This window comes from Mesorhizobium sp. ISC15 (assembly GCF_037162615.1).
Taxonomy (GTDB): Bacteria; Pseudomonadota; Alphaproteobacteria; order Rhizobiales; family Rhizobiaceae; genus Mesorhizobium; species Mesorhizobium mediterraneum.
Genome location: NZ_JAVSPX010000001.1, coordinates 5,375,083 through 5,392,459 on the forward strand (window position 1 = coordinate 5,375,083; position 17,377 = coordinate 5,392,459).

Below are 17,377 nucleotides of genomic sequence, written 5' to 3' on the forward strand. Positions count from 1 at the left end.
GCCTCAACCTAGCCTTGCCAGCTTTGCGGCGTCGCGTATGGCTTGCACGGCATGCGGGTTTGTCACGGGATAGGCTGCGATGAAGCGTTCGACCGAAAAGTCCGGGAATTCAGCTTTCAAGCGGGCTGCAATCCTGGCCGCCTCGCCGGTCTCGCTCACGGCTGCATGCGCCAGCGCCAAAAACATCAGCACGTTCGGAGAGTCCGGCGAACCTCTGCGGAGCGCCGCGACAGCTTCCCGATGCCTGCCGGCGGCAAACAGGATGCGGCCTTGCATGCCGAAATACCAGCGCGGGGCCAGCGGATTGAGGTGCATGGCGCGCTCGATGAGCGGGATCGCCTCGGCCGGATCGCCGGCGACAAGGGCCTTGCTGCCGGCCAGCAGCGCCAGCGTGTCGGCATGGTTGGAGCCGTATTCGAAGCCACGCTGATACGCGCGCTCTGCCCCCTCGAGGTCGCCAAGGCATCCCCTGAGATCGCCAAGGCAGGTGTGGGCGGTGCTGTCCGTCGGGTCGAGCCGCAAGGCGTTTTCGACCGCCGTCCGCCAGTTCTCCATCGAGCCCGGCACATCGTCGCCAAAGCCGTTGCAGGCCTCGATGGAATAGGCATAAGCAAGCTCGGTCCAGGCCCTCACCAGAGTGGGGTCAAGTTCCAGCGCCCGTGAAAACAGGCGGATTGCCTCGGCATTGCCGGCGCGGCTGAACGTGTTGTGCTGTTCGACGCCAAGCAGATAAAGGTCATAGGCGCGCAGGCTGGCGGGCGGCTTGCGGCGGACCGCATTGCGGCCCACCGTGGCGATCGCCCCAAAACAGCCAGCAAGGACATTGATGACGCCTTCCGTCAGGCTGTCCTGCAGCTTGAAAACGTCCTCGACCGGACGGTCGTAGCGCTCGCTCCAAAGGCTGACGCCGTTCTCCGCATCGGCAAGCTCTATCGTCAACCGAACCCGCCGCTCTTCGGCGCGCAACTGGCCCGACACGATATAGGTGGCGCCCAGCGCCTTGCCGTCCGCCGCGAAGTCGGCCGGCTTGCTGCCCAGCGATTTCATCGTGTGGAAAGCGATGACGGGCAAATCCGCGTATCGCGCCAGGTCGATGGTGATGTCCGACGACAGACCGTCGGCAAAGCGCTTCCAGCGCTCTTCGGAATTCAGACATTCGATCGGGAATATGGCGAGCACCGGCGAGGCGTCGGACAAGGACGGAGCCGGCTGCGCGCTGGTGGCGCCGGCAAAATACGATGCGAGAGCGACTTTGTTGCGGACGCCAAGTTTTTCATAGATCGAGGCGAGATGGGTGCGGACGGTCGAGGGGGCGATGAACAGCGCCTCGCCGATCTCGCGATAGGTCAGGCCGGCGGCAAACTTCTCCGCGACCGCGCGCTCGCGGTCGGATAGAGCCGGCGAAGACGTCGCGATGCGGTTCATGGCAAATTTCCTGCCACCGGACGGAGAGACGGGTTCAACTGCTGCCGACGCAGGATACTACAAATGGAGAACCCTAAACACCGCATCTGGCCGATTGTGATGTCGCGCTTCGAAGCCGAAAGCTTCTCGCACGCCGCTCCGACCAGCCGCTGCGCTCCATTCGATTTCAGCACAATATCAGCATCCGTTCAGGACGCGGATGCCACGTCGCGGCGATGCTCTCTCGGGAGACAAACCCGATGAGCGGCCATGACAATCGCCCTGACAGAAGACCTCCTCGCCAGGATCGATCGCAAGATCGAAGATGCCGGCCCGGCGCCCGGACTGCGCAATCTGGAGGATCGCGACTATGCCGAGATTCGCAAGCAGCTGCTTGCGGGACGCCCGCGTGACGTTTGGGTGTTCGCCTATGGCTCCCTGCTGTGGAACCCATGCTTCGAATTCGTCGAGGAGCGACCGGCGACAGTGCACGGCTGGCATCGGCGATTTTCACTGTGGCTGACCCGCTGGCGCGGCACGCGCGAGCGGCCCGGCCTGATGCTTGCGCTCGACCGCGGCGGCAGCTGCCGCGGTGTCGTCTACCGTCTCCCCGACCTTGATATCGACGCGGCAATCGACCGGCTGCTGCGCCGGGAGATGAGCGCCAACCCGCCGACCAACATTCCGCGCTGGGTCTCGGTTCGAGGCGCGGCTGGGAATTTGCGGGCCATCGCCTTCGTCGCCGACCGGAATGGCCCCGCCTATGCCGCAGGCCTTAACGAGCAGACCACGGTGGAAATCCTGTCGCTCGCCGCCGGCCACATCGGAAGCTGCGCCGACTATCTGCGCCGCACCGTCGTTCAGCTCGAAGCCCGCAACATCCGCGACGCCACGCTATGGCGGCTGCAGGGCAAGGTCGCCGCCTACCTCGGATCACTGCAATCCGGCACGCCCTTGCCGGCACCAATCCTGGAGATCGAACATGCATGCGAAGGCTGAAGAACCATTCCTCCCGTCGGCTCTGGCACGGGAAGCGGTGCACCGGATCCTGTCGACGGGCAACGTTGAATTCTGTGGCGGCGAAACGGCTCAGATGCTGCACTATCTCGACCTGCTGATGCCGAGTGAGACAGCCATGATCCCTGCCAAAACGATTCCTGCAGAAACGAGGCCGCGCCTGTGGCAGCGCCTTTCCGGCATCTTTCGGGCTTGACCTTTACCGGCTTATGCGGCTCCGATGATCGCTGCGCAATCAGGCGCAGCGGTGGTGCAGGAGCTTGGCACACCAGGTCGGCAGCTCGGTTCTCGATCTCGACCGCGGCACATTGCGGCGTGACGGCGAGATCGTGCCGGTGCGGCCAAAGACCTTCGACCTGCTGGCCTTCCTGGTGCGTAATCCTGGCCGAGTGCTGAGCAAGGACGAACTGTTACAGGCGGTCTGGCCCAGCACAATCGTGACAGAGGATTCGCTCACGCAATGCATTCGCGATGTGCGCAAATGCATAGGCGACGAGACGCAGTCGCTGGTTCGCACCGTGCCCCGGCGCGGCTACATGTTCCAAGCTGCCGACGACGGTCTGTCCGCTTCGCTGCCGCCGGCCACCGCTGCGGTTCAGATTGAACGAGCGCCCGAGCCGATGGTCGCCATCCTGCCGTTTCGCGTCAACATTGAAGATGCGACGGCAAAGCCGCTCTTCGACGGCGCGGTCGAGGAGATCATCAACGCACTTTCCTACTTCAAGACCATCGCAGTGCTGGCGCGCCATTCGGCCTTCGCGCTTGCCGAACATTCCGACCAGGACATCTGGGCGACCGCCGAGCGCCTCGGCGCCGACTATGTTGCGCAAGGCAGCGTCGAGAGCGCCGACTGCGGCTACAGCACGCACGTCGTCCTGTCCGAGACAGCGTCCGGCCGGCGCATATGGGCGCAGACGTTTTCATTCAGGACGAGTGAGATTTTCGCTTTTCAGAGAACAGTGGCGCAACGGATTGCGACCGCGCTGGTCGCCAACATCGAGAGCGCTGCCATGCGGCGCACATCCCCGGCGCCCGCCGCCAACGTCGAAGCCTATGTCCACATCCTGCGCGGCATGGCGCTTCTGCGCAGCTATGGCGAGGGCGTCAACCAGCAGGCCCGCGAACATTTGCTGAAGGCGCTCGAACGCGATCCGGATTCGGGGCTCGCTCACGCCTATCTCGCCTTAGCGGACATGATCATAGGCGGCTATGGCGGCGCGCCTCGCGCCTTGCTTGATCAGGCGCGGGACCGTGCCCTGCACGCCACGGCACTCAGCCCGGACGAGGCCCGTTGCCACCGCATCCTGGCCTTGATCCTTATCTACCTGGCCGAATTCGACGCCGCCGCACGCCATTTCGCGCGCGCATTGGATCTTAATCCCTACGACGCCGACACGTTGGCCCAGACGGGCTTTTTCGAGGTCATACGCGGTCATGGCGAGACCGGCCTGATGCTGTTGGACCAGGCGATCCAACTCAATCCGATGCATCCCGCCTGGTATTATTACGACCGGGGTGAGGCCCTGCTTGTCCTTGGTCGCTACCCGGAAGCGGCGGCGTCTTTTTCCTGCCTTCCGCGAAAGAGTGCCTGGCAATGGGCGCGGCTGGCTGCTTGTCACGCGCTTGACGGCAATATCGACAAGGCAAGGGCCTGCGCGAGGGAAGGCCGCCGCCTAAATCCCGGCCTGACCGAACAGGCAATTATGACGGACCTTCACATGATGCGCTCGGAAGATCGGGAGCGGATACGGTCCGGTCTCGAGTTGGCTGGATGGGATGACGCGCAAATGCCGACAACATCATGAGCAGCACCGGCGGCGCTGGGCACATGACGCGGCTCCGAGTCGAATCCGCCCGTTCTTGCGCAAACCTCCGGCCTTGGCTAGCATCCGCCCGCAGGCACCGAGCGGAGGAGAACGTCGCGGTGGACCGGCTGGAGCGCCGTTGCGTCCCCTTGGGCGCTCAAAGACACTCCATTTCTAGATCGACGCATGAACCTGCCGGAGACCCATTCCGGTTTTCGGGGTCGTGCGCTCATGTGGAGGAGACTAAATTGATGAACAGACGTGAATTCCTGCTGTCGTCCGTGGCGATGGGCACATTGGCGCTGGCCGCTCCGCAACCGGCATTCGCCCAGGACAAGCTGACCATCCTGGGTTCGGTGCCGAGCCTCGGCTTTCCGTTCTTCGTTCACATGCTGAACCAGATCAAGGCGGAGGCGCAGGCGCAAGGCGTCAATCTGACCGAGAGCGATGGCCAGAATTCGGCACCCAAGCAGACTGCCGATATCGAGGCGGCGCTTGTGCAGAAAGTCGACGCCATCGTCATCTCGCCGCTCGACGTCAACGCGCTGGCCCCGGCCATCGAGCAGGCGGTGCAGGCCGGCATTCCCGTCGTCACCATCGACCGCCGCGTCGACGGCGTCGAAGGCATCCTCGCCCATGTCGGCGCCGACAATGTCAAGGGCGGCGAGGCCGAGGCGCAGGCCATGGTGGCGGCGTTCCCGAACGGCGCCAAAATCTTCCATCTGCAGGGCCAGCCAGGTGCTGGGCCCGCGATCGACCGCAACAAGGGCGTGCACAACGTTCTCGATCCGCTGAAGGACAAATACCAGATCATCTTCGAGCAGACCGCCAACTTCGCCCGCGCCGAGGCGCTCTCCGTCACCGAAGCCGGCCTTGCCGCCAACGGCAAGCCCGACGCGATCATCTGCGCCAACGACGACATGGCGCTTGGCGCGGTGGAAGCCTGTGCGGCGCGCAACTTCACCGACGTCAAGATCTACGGCTTCGACGCGCTCCCCGAAGCGCTGGTCGCTGTGCGCGACGGCAAGCTGGCCGGCACCGTCGAACAGTTCCCCGGCGAGCAGTCGCGCACCGCGGTGCAGATCGCTGTCGCCTATGCCAAGGACAAGACCGAGCCCAAGGAAAAGCTCGTGCTGCTGACGCCGATCGTCATCGGCAAGGACAATCTCGATAAGGCTGAAAGGCTTGGCGAGACGAAGTAGGAGCACAAAAGGGGCGCACAGCAGCAAAAGTAGCGTTCTGTCGCGCCCCCCTCTGCCCTGCCGGGCATCTCCCCCACTTGGGGGGAGATCGGCAGCTTCGCCGATAGCGCCTTTTTTGCAACGCAGGAGATTGGCGAAAGCCAAGGCGACATCCAATCTCCCCCCTCGTGGGGGAGATGTCCGGCAGGACAGAGGGGGGCGCTGTCCCGCCAGCCTGCGTGGGAATCGGAATTCAAGGAGGATCGCTTGTCTCCAGCAGAAGCCGCAGCGCCGTCGCTATCCCCGGCCCTCCTCGCCGTCGAGGGCGTGACCAAGCGCTTTGCCGGCGTGACCGCGCTCAGCGATGTCTCGCTCGAAGTTCGGCCCGGCGAAATCCTCGGCCTGCTCGGCGAGAACGGCGCCGGCAAGTCGACGCTGCTCAAGATCCTGTCCGGCGTGATGCCGCCCACCAGCGGCCGCATCGTCTTCGACGGCGTCGAATTCGCTCCGCACAATCCGCAGGACGCCAAGCGCCTCGGCATCGTCACCATCTACCAGGAACTGAGCCTGATCCCGACGCTGACGGTGGCGGAGAACATCTTCATCGGGCGCGCGCCGCTCGGGCCGCTCGGCCTGGTGAGCTGGCGGAAGATGGAGGAAGCCTCCCGCGGCATCATAGCCCGCGTCGGTCTGGATCTCGACCCGGCGACGCCGGTGTCGGCACTGTCGGTGGCCGAGCAGCAGCTGGTCGAGATCGCCCGGGCGCTGTCGCTGAAGAGCCGCCTCATCATCATGGACGAGCCGACCTCGGCGCTGACCGAAACCGAAGTGCAGAAACTGATGTCGATCATGGGCCGGCTGCGCAAGGACGGCGTCGCCATCATGTTCGTCACCCACCGGCTGGAAGAGGCCTCTGCCATCTGCGATCGCATGACAGTGCTGCGCGACGGCAGGTTGGCCGGCCATCTCGATCGCGAGGGCGGGCCAATCAAGCTGCCGAAAATCATCGAGAAGATGGTCGGCCGCGCCGCATCCGAGCTTTATGCCAGGCCGACACTGCGCGACGTCGCCGGCGACGTCAGGCTCTCGGTGCGCGGCCTGCGCACCGTGCGCGATCCGCAGGCGCCGCACGCGATCGTGCTCGAAGGCGTCGACCTCGATCTCAAGGCGGGCGAGATCCTCGGTGTCGCCGGCCTCGTCGGCTCCGGCCGCACCGAGCTTGCCCGCGCCATCTTCGGCGCCGACCGCATTGCCGCCGGCACCATCACGCTCGACGGCAAGCCGATCGCGCCCGCATCTCCCGCCGACGCCATCGCGCTCGGCATCGGCCTGGTGCCGGAAGACCGCAAGCATCAGGCGATCTTCGCCGCGCTCGGCATCCTGACCAACTTTTCCATCGCGGCACTCGGCCGCTACTCCAACGCCGCCGGCTTCATGACCGAACGGCACGAGCGCGAAGCGCTGGCAAGCTACCGCAAGACGCTGTCGATCCGCATGGCCTCGCCCGAGCAGCCCATCGAGGGGCTATCCGGCGGCAATCAGCAGAAGGTCATCCTCGCCCGCTGGCTGGCGCGCGATCCCAAGGTGCTGATCGTGGACGAACCAACGCGCGGCGTCGACGTCGGCGCCAAGGCCGAGGTGCATCAGATCCTGGTGCAGCTCGCGGCGCGCGGCATCGCCATCATGATGATCTCGTCCGAATTGCCGGAAGTGCTTGCGGTGTCGGATAGGATCGTCACCATGCGGCGCGGACGCATCACCGGCGAGATGCCCGGCATCGAGGCGACAGAGGAAAAACTGATGGAACTGATGGCGCTCGATCAAAAGCAGGAAGCGACGCAATGACCAGCACGACCGAACAGAGCCAGCGCGGCAGCATCAATGTCGCGCGCCTGCTGATGAGCTTCGGCCCGCTGATGTTCCTGGCGCTGCTGATCGTCGTCTTCACCGTGCTGAAGCCGAGCTTCATCGACCCCATCAACATCTTCAACATCATGCGGCAGATCTCGATCACCGGGCTGATCGCGCTCGGCATGACCTTCGTCATCCTCACCGCCGGCATCGACCTTTCGGTCGGCTCGCTGCTGGCCTTCTGCGGCATGGTCGCGGCGGTGGTGGCCAAGGGCGGCACCGCCAACACGCTGTCGCTGGCCACCTCTGGCACGCAAGGCTATGGCTGGTTCGCCGCCCTTCTGGCCGCCGTCGTCGTCGGCGCCCTGGCCGGCGGCGTCCAGGGCTTTGCCATCACCAGGCTGAAGGTGCCGCCCTTCGTCGTCACGCTCGGCGGTCTCACCGTGTTTCGCGGCCTGACGCTGACGATCTCCAACGGCGGCCCGATCTCCGGCTTCGATGCCTCGATGCGCTGGTTCGGCACCGGCCTGATCGGACCGGTTCCGGTGCCGGCGATCATTTTCGCGATTGCCGCGATCCTGTGCCACATTGTGCTGCGCTACACGCGCTACGGCCGCGCCGTCTACGCCGTCGGCGGCAATGCCGAGGCAGCAAGGCTGTCCGGCCTGCGCGTCGACCGCATCCTGATCTCGGTCTATGTCATCGTCGGCTTCTTCGCCGGCCTTGCCGCCTTCGTGCTGTCGGCGAGGCTCAATTCCTCGGAAGCCGTCGCCGGCATCGGCTACGAGCTGACAGTGATCTCAGCGGTCGTCATCGGCGGCACCTCGCTGTTCGGCGGCATCGGCTCGGTCGGCGGCACGGTGGTGGGCGCGGCGCTGATCGGCGTGCTGCAGAACGGGCTGCAGTTCAACAACGTCTCGTCCTACACCCAAAGCATCGTCATCGGCCTTATCCTCATCCTCGCGGTAGCCTTCGACCGCTGGCTGAAATCGCGAGTGAGGCGGTGATCCGAGGAGCGAAGGCTGCGATGCAATAAACTGCCGGGGAGGTAGCGATGACCCAGATCAGAACCATGACCGAACAGGACGTGCCGTCGGTATCGCAGCTCCTTGGCGAGTCCTGGCGCCGCACCTATTCGCCGATCATCGGCGCCGAGACCACGGCACGCATCTCGGACGGCCGTCACGCGCCGCAAAAGATCGCGGCGGAACTGGCCGACGACAACAAGATGTCGTTCGTCGCGGAACGGCCGGACGGCTCGATTGCCGGCTACGCGATGGCCGAAATGGACGAAACCGGCGACGTCATGCTCGACCGGCTCCACATCGACAAGAGCGAGTTCGGCACGGGGCTGGCCGCCGATATGCTGCATGCCGTCCTTGCCGCCCATTCGGGCATCCCCAGCATCGCCCTCGAAGTGATCGAAGGGAATGACCGGGCGATCGCATTCTACCGCAAGCACGGGTTCGAAGTGGTCGAGCGCAGGTCTGCGTCGCACGGCGTGGAAGGCCATGCGTCATTCATCATGCGCAGGCTGCTGCCACGGGCTTAGCACAGGTTTCCCCGCGCTCGCGATTTTTCGTCCGTCAAGCGGGTGCGTTCACACGCGGCGAACGCGTCGCCCAATCGGCAATCGTCCCACCCGCGACCGGTGGGCTCGTCTGCGGCGCGAGGAGATTGTTGCGGCGGGCAAACGCCACGAATGTCGCCCGCGCCGTCTCGGCGTCGATCTCGCCGTCCATCGCGGCCCGGCAAGCCTTGGCGGCGATGTCATGCGCGGCCGTCCGGCTCGCCGCCGGCCAGTCGGCAAGCAGCGCATAGGCTTCAGCGCCGCTTTCTATCTTCGACGGCGTGCCTAGGCCGGTAAGGATGGTGACCGGCTTTTCAAAAGAAGAACGATCCATGACACTCTCCTTTCGGAGTTCAACTGTCTCCATTCCGGGTTCAAGAATCTGGCCGGGTTCCGCGCGAATTTCGGACGCAGCTGACATCAGGATAGAAGACGTGGCGCCGGCGAGCCGGCGAGCCGGCACGGCCGGCGTGCTCGGCCGTGGTAGCGACCGATGCGCCTTGACCAGCGCCTCCAGCCAGGCCACCACGCCGAGAGGCGGATGCTCGCGCCCGCAGAGCCAGTTCCTTGCTCTGGAGACCGCATAGCCCGCCTCTTCGGCGAAATCGGTTTCCGACCATCTCAGCAGGCGCAGGCACTCACGCATCCGCGCCGCAATCATCTCCTCTGCCCCCTTTGCCGGCTCCCAATCGCTGAGCCGACAGGAACATCAGCGTATAGGCCGCCTTGCGGCGATCCCAACCGGCCGACTCGACTGCGTCAAGCAATCCGTCGACAAGCGGCGCCAGCGCCGTCTTGCACTCCGTTTCATAGTTGAAATCGGTCCTGGGAAGGGTCGGCGCGGCGATCTTTCCAAAACTGTTCATCATGTCCATGGCAACACCTGCATATGGTCCGGGCACGACCGTGCGCGCCTTCGCATCGGCGGGCACGGTCGTTTGTCCTCAGAGGCCTGGCGTCAGTAATCCATGCCGGCACCGGCAGGCATCGCCGGCGTGGCCCCTTCCTTCTTCGGCTTCTCGGCCACCATCGCCTCGGTGGTGACGAGTAGGCCGGCGACAGAGGCGGCGCCCTGCAGCGCAGTGCGCACGACCTTGGCCGGATCGATGACGCCCTGTGCGTAGAGGTCGCCGAACTCGTTGGTCTGCGCGTTCCAGCCATAGCCGAAGTCGGTCGTCTCGCGCAGCTTGCCGACGATGATCGAACCTTCCGCACCGGCGTTCTCGGCGATCTGGCGCACCGGCGCTTCGATGGCGCGACGCACGATGTCGACACCGGTCTTCTGGTCGGGATTGTCGACGGCGACGTTGTCGAGCGCCTTCGCCGCCCTGAGCAGCGCCACGCCGCCGCCGGGCAGGATGCCTTCCTCGACCGCCGCGCGTGTGGCGTGCATGGCATCGTCGACGCGATCCTTGCGCTCCCTGACCTCGATCTCTGTCGAGCCGCCGACGCGGATGACGGCGACACCGCCGGCGAGCTTGGCCAGCCGCTCCTGCAGCTTCTCGCGGTCGTAGTCGGAGGTGGTTTCCTCGATCTGCGCCTTGATCTGGCTGATGCGCGCCTGGATTTCATCCTTGCGGCCGGCACCGTCGACGATGGTGGTGTTCTCCTTCTCGATCAGCACCTTCTTGGCGCGGCCAAGCATCTCCAGCGTGACGTTCTCAAGCTTGATGCCGAGGTCTTCCGAGATCGCCGTGCCGCCGGTCAGGATGGCGATGTCTTCCAGCATGGCCTTGCGGCGGTCACCGAAGCCCGGCGCCTTGACGGCTGCAACCTTCAGGCCGCCGCGCAACTTGTTGACGACCAGCGTCGCCAGCGCCTCGCCCTCGACGTCCTCGGCGATGATCAGCAGCGGCTTGCCGGATTGCACGGCGGCCTCGAGCACGGGAAGCATGGCCTGCAGGTTGGAGAGCTTCTTCTCGTGGATCAGCACATAGGGTTCTTCAAGTTCGACCCGCATCTTGTCCTGGTTGGTGATGAAATAGGGCGAGAGGTAGCCACGGTCGAACTGCATGCCTTCGACCACTTCCAACTCGGTCTCAGCGGTCTTGGCCTCCTCGACAGTGATGACGCCCTCATTGCCGACCCTTTCCATCGCCTCTGCGAGGAAACGGCCGATCTCGGCATCGCCATTGGCAGAGATGGCGCCGACCTGGGCGATTTCGTCGTTCCTGGTCACCTTGCGGGCATTGGATTTCAGGTCGGCGACGACGGCGTCGACCGCCTTGTCGATGCCGCGCTTCAGGTCCATCGGGTTCATGCCGGCAGCGACCGCCTTGGCCCCTTCCCTGACAATGGCCTGAGCAAGAATCGTCGCGGTCGTGGTGCCATCGCCGGCGGTGTCGCTGGTCTTCGAGGCGACCTCGCGCACCATCTGCGCGCCCATGTTCTCGAACTTGTCCTCAAGCTCGATCTCTTTCGCCACCGTCACGCCGTCCTTGGTGATGCGCGGGGCGCCGAACGACTTGTCGAAGACAACGTTGCGGCCCTTGGGACCGAGCGTCACCTTCACCGCATTGGCGAGAATATCGACGCCGCGCAACATCTTCTCGCGGGCTTCGGTATGGAATTTCACATCCTTGGCAGCCATTGGATAACTCCTTCAAATAGGCAGCTTTTCGTTGACTGATTGCTTGTTGCGGCCCCGCTCAGGCGGCCTTCTTCACTTCGCCGGTCAATTCGATCACCCCCAACACGTCGCTCTCCTTCATGATGAGCAGGTCTTCGCCATTGAGCTTGATCTCGGTGCCGGACCACTTGCCGAACAGGATGCGATCGCCGACCTTGACGTCCAGCGGCTGCAACTGGCCGCTATCGTCACGCGCCCCGGGACCGGCGGCAATCACTTCGCCTTCCTGCGGCTTTTCCTTGGCGGTGTCGGGAATGATGATGCCGCCCGCGGTCTTCTCGTCGACCTCGATGCGGCGGACCAGGATACGGTCATGCAATGGACGGAACGCCATGTCGTTCTCCTCATAGGACAAACAGATTTTCTTGGACCTCCCTTCGCAGCCGGCCGGTACAACGGCCGATGCGACGGTGCGCGACCCTTGCTCAGGCATCGCGCATATCGAATTAGTCTGCCGATTCAGGCTTTCAAGAGGACGCCGAAAAAATTTTCGCACTCGCCATGGTCGAGTGCCAACACACTGTAATTGTGGCGCTATTCCAGAATTTGAACTGACGGATGCGGCTTGAAATCGCGGCGCAGCCTTTCCGACATCCTTGTCGGTCCCGGCACGCCTGCCGGCGGCCGGAACCGATGAGTAAGCGGAGGCGTTTTTCCATGCGGAGGACGGTAACGATTTCTGGCTCCAGATGCAGGGTTTTGGCCCGATAACGGCAGAGATCCATTATCGTCTTCCCGACTATCAGGACCTGCTGCAGCTCTTAATTTGGCAGGAATACGACATCACCCCGGATTTCCCGACGCTGAAGCATTTCCTCGACTATTGGGAACGTGAGATCGAAGGCCCGCTGCATTCCGTGCGCGTCGCCCACCACCCTGATCCAGCCCTCCGAGTGGCGAGCGGTGGGCGGCGTCATCACCCTGCAATGACACAGCAAGAGGCGGCGCCTTCATGAAAGTCGCCGCTTTTGCAACACAGCGCGTCGACGCTGCCGGTGGCGTCGCACATCGTCCCACGTCGCGACCGACGCCTACGGGCCTGTAGAGCGGCCGGCGACAAGGTCAACCTGAGCCGTCCCTTGGCCAACTACTCGGACACCAAGATCATGAGCCGCTAGGGAGATCAGAACTTGTAGGCCGCTCCGATGCGGAAATCGTGTGTGTGGATATCGACGGAAAGGTCCTCGTCTACCGGTTGGGAAACAAAATCCTTCTTGTCGAATTCCGTGTAGCGGTACTCGCCACGCAGGAGCCAGTTGTCGGTCAGCGCATATTCGCCGCCCGCGCCCAAGGTCCACCCGACAAGGTTGTCGTCGGCGGAGCCGTAGGGAGCGCCCGCGGCGAATTCCTCGAAACCGAAGCGACCAAAGGCGACGCCGCCCGTCACATAGGGCAGGAAGCGGTCAATGGCATAACCCAGGCGCATCCGAACCGAGCCGGTCCAGTCGATCTCGGTCGTGCTCGAGAAAATGTCGTCGCCCGGCGCTACATCCGAACCTCCGACATCGCCCCAGGCGATGTCGGCTTCGGCGCCCAACACGATACCGTTGGTGAATTGATAATTGTAGCCGACGTAGACCCCGCCGATGAACCCGTCGAGGTCATGGCGGTAGTTGTAGGCGGGGTTGATATAGATATAGTCGGCGCGGCCTTCGAAGACATAGCCGACCTGGCCGCCGACATAGAGCCCTGACCAGCTGTAGGCCGACTCGGCGACACGGACCTCCTCGACGACCGCGTCGGCAGCGAAAGCGGTCGACGCGAGGAACGATAGCGATAGACCGAGAAACAGCTTCTTCATTGGTGGCTTCCCCCTCATTGATGTGTGCTGTCGTTAACACAACCTGACGGCCGGCACTGTGGCATAAGCGCAACGGATAGTAGTATACGCGCAACAGAGGGGCGCGCATGAGTGCGATCGCAGGATACTTGGCACATGGAGCCGAAGAAAGGCTCTGAAGTGGCCGTGGAACGGCCGGAGATCAGCAACTGCGAGGGTGAAGAGAACGCACCTATCGCGACCATCCGTCGAGCCATCAATGAGTGAACCACCCATGGCGTGGGATCGAGCGATCTCGATCCTCGGCATCAACAGAACCCGCGACAACGATCTAGGCCCATGGTGAAAGCCCTGGGCCTTCTTCCTTGGAGCAACCCCCAAAAGGACTGTGACCCGGCGCAGCCGCCCGGACGTCCTCCTGCGCTGGAAGGAATGTTGCGCCGAATGCAAGCGAAGGAGAGACCTGAAATGACGTTCCCGAGCTACATAAACCGGCCGGGCAGAAGATCGTCGGAGCCCTGACGTTCAGGTAGTTGACTTCAGGTAGTTGACGTTCAGGTAGTTGACGTTCAGGTAGTTGACGTTCAGGTGGATTTACGTCCCGTGACAAGCAGTCCGGCCGTGCGAGCCGCCTTGACGAAGGCCGTGCGAGCCTCGCGGGCGGTGCGCCAACCGTCGAGCGCGTCGCGGCAGGCGCGATAGGCTGCGCGCCAGCTCCGGCCCCGCGCCCGGTCCGGCCACTGCTGCATGCATTCGATGGCTTCCCAACTGCTGGCGACCTTGCGCTCTCCGACGGATTGGAGCTTGAGTGTGATCGGCTCGGAAAACGGGACGTCCTTCATCACTTTCTCCTTCTTTCTGTTTTTAGAGCAAGTAGCATCCTCGAGTAAGCAGGAAGGCGGCCCGATCGGCGCCGGTGAACGAGATGGTTCGTCTGCCTGCGCGCTTCAAGACCTCCCTGCCCAAACCCCTATCCCCTGCCCGACGCAACGGCCGGTTATAAGTCGTCGTCCGGCGGCTCGAGAAGCCCGATCAGCGTCGCCACCCTTGCCGACGGCAGAGGGCGGCCCTCGTTCACCAGCGCCTCATCGGCGCCGACCCAGGCAAAGGCCTCGCGCAACTCCTCGATCGTCGCGCCGGTCGAGGCGATGTCGGCGATGACGGCGTCGTCCACCGGGCCCAGCACCGATATGATGTCGTCGCGTGTCATGGTCATGATATCCTCCATGCGGCGTGCCGGCGCGACCCACAAATGAAGGTTGAAACCGGCATTGCCAGCCACAATCTGGCAACAAAAAATCTGGCAGCGGGACAGAATCTGGGTCTTGATTTCGGGCTGACAATAACCAAATCAAAATTGCCGGTTGCTGAATGGGGCCGGCAAAACCCAGGGAGCGCCAGCTCTTTGGCGTTCCTCGTACTATATTGCTCTATGGAGGATGTAGCTATGAGAACCGCATCCGATTTTTCCCCGCTCTATCGGTCGAGCATCGGTTTCGACCGCATCTTCGACCTTCTGGAAAACGCGCCTCAGACTGACAGCTGGCCGCCTTATGACATCGAGCGAAGCGACGAAAACAGCTATCGCGTGACGATCGCGGTCGCCGGCTTTTCCGAAGACGATCTCGACATCAGCCACGAGCCCAACCTTCTGATCGTCTCTGGCGAGCGCAAGGAACAGGACAAGGTTGAATATCTGCATCGCGGCCTGCCGGTGCGACCGTTCACACGGCGCTTCGAGCTTGCCGATCACATGACGGTCACCGGCGCCTCGCTCAACAACGGCCTGCTGACGATCGACCTCGTGCGCGAAGTGCCCGAGGAGATGAAGCCGCGTCGCATCACGATCACTAGGGAAGACGGCGCGCCGAAGGCCGGGCAGGTTGAGAAGCCGAAGCAGGCCGCCTGAGCGAGGGTGAACTCTGGCGCCGCCTGGCACAACCAGTCGAGAAAGGAGAACACCAATGGCTATTCGTGATCTCATTCCCTGGGGCCGGGAGAATAGTCCGGTTCCCAGCTTCTATCGTGACGATGACCGGGATCCGTTCATGGCGTTGCATTGCGAGATGAACCGCATGATCGACGACGCATTCCGCGGTTTCGAAACGCGCATGCCCTCGTTCAGCGGATTTTCGTCGGCGCGCGCCAACTGGCCGAGCGTTGAGATCTCCGACGGCGAGAAGGAGGTCCGCGTGACCGCCGAAATCCCCGGCATGGACGAGAAGGACATCGAGGTGCTGCTCGACGACGGCGTGCTGACGCTGCGCGGCGAGAAGCGCTCCGAGACCGAGGACAAGGACAGGCACTTCTCCGAGCGGTTCTACGGCCGCTTCGAGCGCCGCATCCCGCTCGGCTACGAGGTCGAGGAGGACAAGGTGAATGCTGCCTTCCATAACGGCGTGCTCAGCGTGACGCTGCCCAAGACCCAGCGCGCGCAGACGAAGGCCAGGCGCATCGCCATCAGCGGCAGTGCCGTCAGTCCCGGCAAGAGCAAGCACTGACAACATCGGCAGCCGGACGCGCACGCGCCCGGCTGCGCTCAGTCGGTGCATACGCCACCCGACTCCCGCGCTTGCGATCGAGCTTCGTGAACATGCGCTCGCGCGCCGCAAGCATCTCATCCCTGGAAATCGCGCCGTCGCCATTGGTGTCGAGCCGTTGCAGGATGCGCTTTCCCGGCGTGTCGTTTCCCTGGCCGTGCGCTGCGGAAAGCGGCACGAGCCCCATAAGCAGGGCCGCAATGAGTGCTGAACGTTGCATGGTGATGGTCCTTTCGCTGTCATTGGTCGCGCCGTCGTGGGTTTTGGCGGCGACTGCTGACCGATACGCAGGAAGGACCCTGCCCCTACGCTCGCCGGCGAAAAATTCTCGCCAAGCAACCGGCCCGCGCTGACAGACGATCAAGCAATATCATGCGGGCCGTGATCGATATCTAGTCAAGCAAACTCACTATTTGCAGGACCAGGACCAACAGCACAAAGCCAAGGACGGATGCAAAGAGAGCGATCCAAAAAACGGAGCGTTGCTTTCTGCTCACGGCTTTCCCCCAGCGCACATCCCCTGCCCACCATACGAACGTTGGTCTCATAAAGTTTGCTTGAGGCCGGCGGAGAGGAGCAACCATGACTGCTTCAGGCAAAAAGAATCTCTTGCCAGGGTGCTCGTTCACGAGGGCGGTTACATCCTTCATCCAGACTATGCGGAACATTAGCATCTTCTAATAGTTGTATTTGAGCAGTGGAGCCTTCGGGCTCCCACTGCAGATCGGGCTGCAACCTGATCGGCCCGCGCTCTCCGCCAGAGGCGCGGGCTTTCATTTGTTCGGCCGATGCGCCAGGCCACACGCTGGCCGCACATTGGAAGTCTGCGGGAGCATTAGTAGCAGAGGTCGCTACCGTGGCGTTCCTGGCGCCCAGGCAACGGAGCCCGTCGTCCGACAGGGCGGCGGGCTTTCGTTTCAATTGTCGAACTTTATCGGCTTGTCGGAGCTGAGCGAACAGCCTCGCCATCCGCTCGCATCCGGTACGATGCAGAAACGCTAGCCCACATGAGCAATCCTGGCATGGACGCTGCTGGAGCAAGTCTACAGAACAGGAGCCAATTCCAGCATCACGAAAGCGGTGACACCCAGCACGACAAGGGCATAGGCCGCATAAAGAACAAGCAGCAACACTTCAAAATCGCGGAACAAGGCTGTGGTAGCCTTGATCTGTTGCGGCTCTCTTTTCTCGATGAGGTCGGCTTCGGGGTGCCCCGCTCTGACGACGACATAGCCAATCCTGTCGTTCTCGGCTGCCTGCAATATCCGTTCCGCGATATCGAGAGCGATCACCGGATCATCGGCCAGCTGATTGCCCGCTATCCGGTATTCAGTAACAGTCTGGATTTCATGCTCTCTCATGCACGCTTAACCGCGTCATTTAAATTAGGTTCCACTAAAATACCGATGTCTGCGACCGAGCCGGTCGTCACATAACCGGGCGTCAACAATCCTAGGCCGCGAACCCCTGCCCCGCGTCCTCCAATTAAATGGCTCCCTATGGGCTGTTACGCATCTGCCGCGTGCCCGACAAGGCACCGCAAAAGAGTTCCCCGGCGATGTCGAAGTCACCGGGGCCAGGCGGGAGGCGCGCGCCCCCT

Annotated in this window: 19 protein-coding genes and 1 pseudogene; 10 read left to right on the top strand and 10 right to left on the bottom strand. The window is 63.2% G+C overall.

All coding sequences use genetic code 11. The annotated features are described in order from the left end of the window. Positions 1-3: 3 nt before the first annotated feature. A complete protein-coding gene (locus RPG13_RS25905; RefSeq protein WP_337126324.1) occupies positions 4-1,425 on the bottom strand; it encodes a LuxR C-terminal-related transcriptional regulator in 1,422 nt (473 codons plus the stop codon). 249 nt (positions 1,426-1,674) lie between these two features. Between RPG13_RS25905 and RPG13_RS25910 the strand changes: the two genes are divergently transcribed. The 7 genes from RPG13_RS25910 to RPG13_RS25940 all read left to right on the top strand — a co-directional run bounded on the left by RPG13_RS25910 (position 1,675) and on the right by RPG13_RS25940 (position 8,810). Beyond that, entirely contained in the window at positions 1,675-2,403 is a 729-nt protein-coding gene (locus RPG13_RS25910) for a gamma-glutamylcyclotransferase (protein WP_337126325.1), read from the top strand. Then, on the top strand, positions 2,387-2,617 hold the full coding sequence (locus tag RPG13_RS25915) for a hypothetical protein (protein WP_337126326.1): 231 nt from the start codon (positions 2,387-2,389) through the stop codon (positions 2,615-2,617). Before RPG13_RS25910 ends, RPG13_RS25915 begins: the two co-directional genes overlap by 17 nt. A 64-nt stretch (positions 2,618-2,681) precedes the next feature. After that, on the top strand, positions 2,682-4,226 hold the full coding sequence (locus RPG13_RS25920; protein WP_337126327.1) for a winged helix-turn-helix domain-containing tetratricopeptide repeat protein: 1,545 nt from the start codon (positions 2,682-2,684) through the stop codon (positions 4,224-4,226). Between the two features lie 251 nt (positions 4,227-4,477). Then, positions 4,478-5,428 carry a substrate-binding domain-containing protein gene (locus RPG13_RS25925; protein WP_292504108.1) on the top strand — a complete coding sequence of 317 codons (951 nt, stop codon included), beginning with the start codon at positions 4,478-4,480 and terminating at the stop codon, positions 5,426-5,428. A gap of 246 nt (positions 5,429-5,674) precedes the next feature. Further along, positions 5,675-7,252: a sugar ABC transporter ATP-binding protein gene (locus tag RPG13_RS25930; RefSeq protein WP_337126328.1), complete on the top strand. Its 1,578-nt coding sequence runs from the start codon at positions 5,675-5,677 to the stop codon at positions 7,250-7,252. Then, on the top strand, positions 7,249-8,265 hold the full coding sequence (locus RPG13_RS25935; protein WP_337126329.1) for an ABC transporter permease: 1,017 nt from the start codon (positions 7,249-7,251) through the stop codon (positions 8,263-8,265). The genes RPG13_RS25930 and RPG13_RS25935 overlap by 4 nt, the downstream gene beginning before the upstream one ends. Positions 8,266-8,312: 47 nt before the next feature. After that, positions 8,313-8,810, top strand: a complete 498-nt coding sequence (locus RPG13_RS25940) for a GNAT family N-acetyltransferase (RefSeq protein ID WP_337126330.1) — start codon at positions 8,313-8,315, stop codon at positions 8,808-8,810. 34 nt (positions 8,811-8,844) lie between these two features. Here RPG13_RS25940 and RPG13_RS34995 read toward each other — a convergent pair whose 3' ends face one another. The 4 genes from RPG13_RS34995 to RPG13_RS25960 are packed head-to-tail and all read right to left on the bottom strand — an operon-like array spanning position 8,845 to position 11,791. Continuing rightward, positions 8,845-9,474: a DUF982 domain-containing protein gene (locus tag RPG13_RS34995; protein WP_442921355.1), complete on the bottom strand. Its 630-nt coding sequence runs from the start codon at positions 9,472-9,474 to the stop codon at positions 8,845-8,847. Then, complete coding sequence (locus RPG13_RS25950; RefSeq protein WP_337126331.1) at positions 9,467-9,760, bottom strand: hypothetical protein; 294 nt, start codon at positions 9,758-9,760, stop codon at positions 9,467-9,469. The genes RPG13_RS34995 and RPG13_RS25950 overlap by 8 nt, the downstream gene beginning before the upstream one ends. A gap of 26 nt (positions 9,761-9,786) precedes the next feature. Continuing rightward, entirely contained in the window at positions 9,787-11,418 is a 1,632-nt protein-coding gene (groL, locus tag RPG13_RS25955; RefSeq protein WP_095482766.1) for a chaperonin GroEL, read from the bottom strand. Between the two features lie 58 nt (positions 11,419-11,476). Next, a complete protein-coding gene (locus tag RPG13_RS25960; RefSeq protein WP_095482859.1) occupies positions 11,477-11,791 on the bottom strand; it encodes a co-chaperone GroES in 315 nt (104 codons plus the stop codon). Between the two features lie 355 nt (positions 11,792-12,146). Between RPG13_RS25960 and RPG13_RS25965 the strand changes: the two are divergent. Continuing rightward, positions 12,147-12,387: pseudogene (locus tag RPG13_RS25965) on the top strand (usg protein). Positions 12,388-12,580: 193 nt separating this feature from the next. Here RPG13_RS25965 and RPG13_RS25970 read toward each other — a convergent pair. The 3 genes from RPG13_RS25970 to RPG13_RS25980 form a co-directional block, all read right to left on the bottom strand. After that, positions 12,581-13,258 carry an outer membrane protein gene (locus tag RPG13_RS25970; protein WP_158302496.1) on the bottom strand — a complete coding sequence of 226 codons (678 nt, stop codon included), beginning with the start codon at positions 13,256-13,258 and terminating at the stop codon, positions 12,581-12,583. Positions 13,259-13,821: 563 nt separating this feature from the next. Next, positions 13,822-14,079 carry a DUF982 domain-containing protein gene (locus RPG13_RS25975; protein WP_095482768.1) on the bottom strand — a complete coding sequence of 86 codons (258 nt, stop codon included), beginning with the start codon at positions 14,077-14,079 and terminating at the stop codon, positions 13,822-13,824. Positions 14,080-14,234: 155 nt separating this feature from the next. Next, the gene (locus RPG13_RS25980) at positions 14,235-14,453 is read right to left on the bottom strand and encodes a hypothetical protein (RefSeq protein WP_164759062.1); all 219 of its coding nucleotides are present in this window, start codon (positions 14,451-14,453) and stop codon (positions 14,235-14,237) included. Positions 14,454-14,684: 231 nt separating this feature from the next. On the opposite strand from RPG13_RS25980, the gene RPG13_RS25985 reads away from it, so the two are divergent. Together RPG13_RS25985 and RPG13_RS25990 are read left to right on the top strand one after the other, a co-directional pair. Next, positions 14,685-15,146, top strand: coding sequence for an Hsp20 family protein (locus RPG13_RS25985; RefSeq protein WP_095482769.1), 462 nt, complete (start codon positions 14,685-14,687; stop codon positions 15,144-15,146). Positions 15,147-15,201: 55 nt separating this feature from the next. Next, positions 15,202-15,738, top strand: a complete 537-nt coding sequence (locus RPG13_RS25990; protein WP_337126332.1) for an Hsp20/alpha crystallin family protein — start codon at positions 15,202-15,204, stop codon at positions 15,736-15,738. Here RPG13_RS25990 and RPG13_RS25995 read toward each other — a convergent pair. Further along, the gene (locus tag RPG13_RS25995; protein ID WP_245329727.1) at positions 15,713-15,997 is read right to left on the bottom strand and encodes an EF-hand domain-containing protein; all 285 of its coding nucleotides are present in this window, start codon (positions 15,995-15,997) and stop codon (positions 15,713-15,715) included. The genes RPG13_RS25990 and RPG13_RS25995 overlap by 26 nt on opposite strands. Positions 15,998-16,820: 823 nt before the next feature. After that, positions 16,821-17,138, bottom strand: coding sequence for a hypothetical protein (locus tag RPG13_RS26000; protein ID WP_095482771.1), 318 nt, complete (start codon positions 17,136-17,138; stop codon positions 16,821-16,823). Between the last annotated feature and the right edge of the window lie 239 nt (positions 17,139-17,377).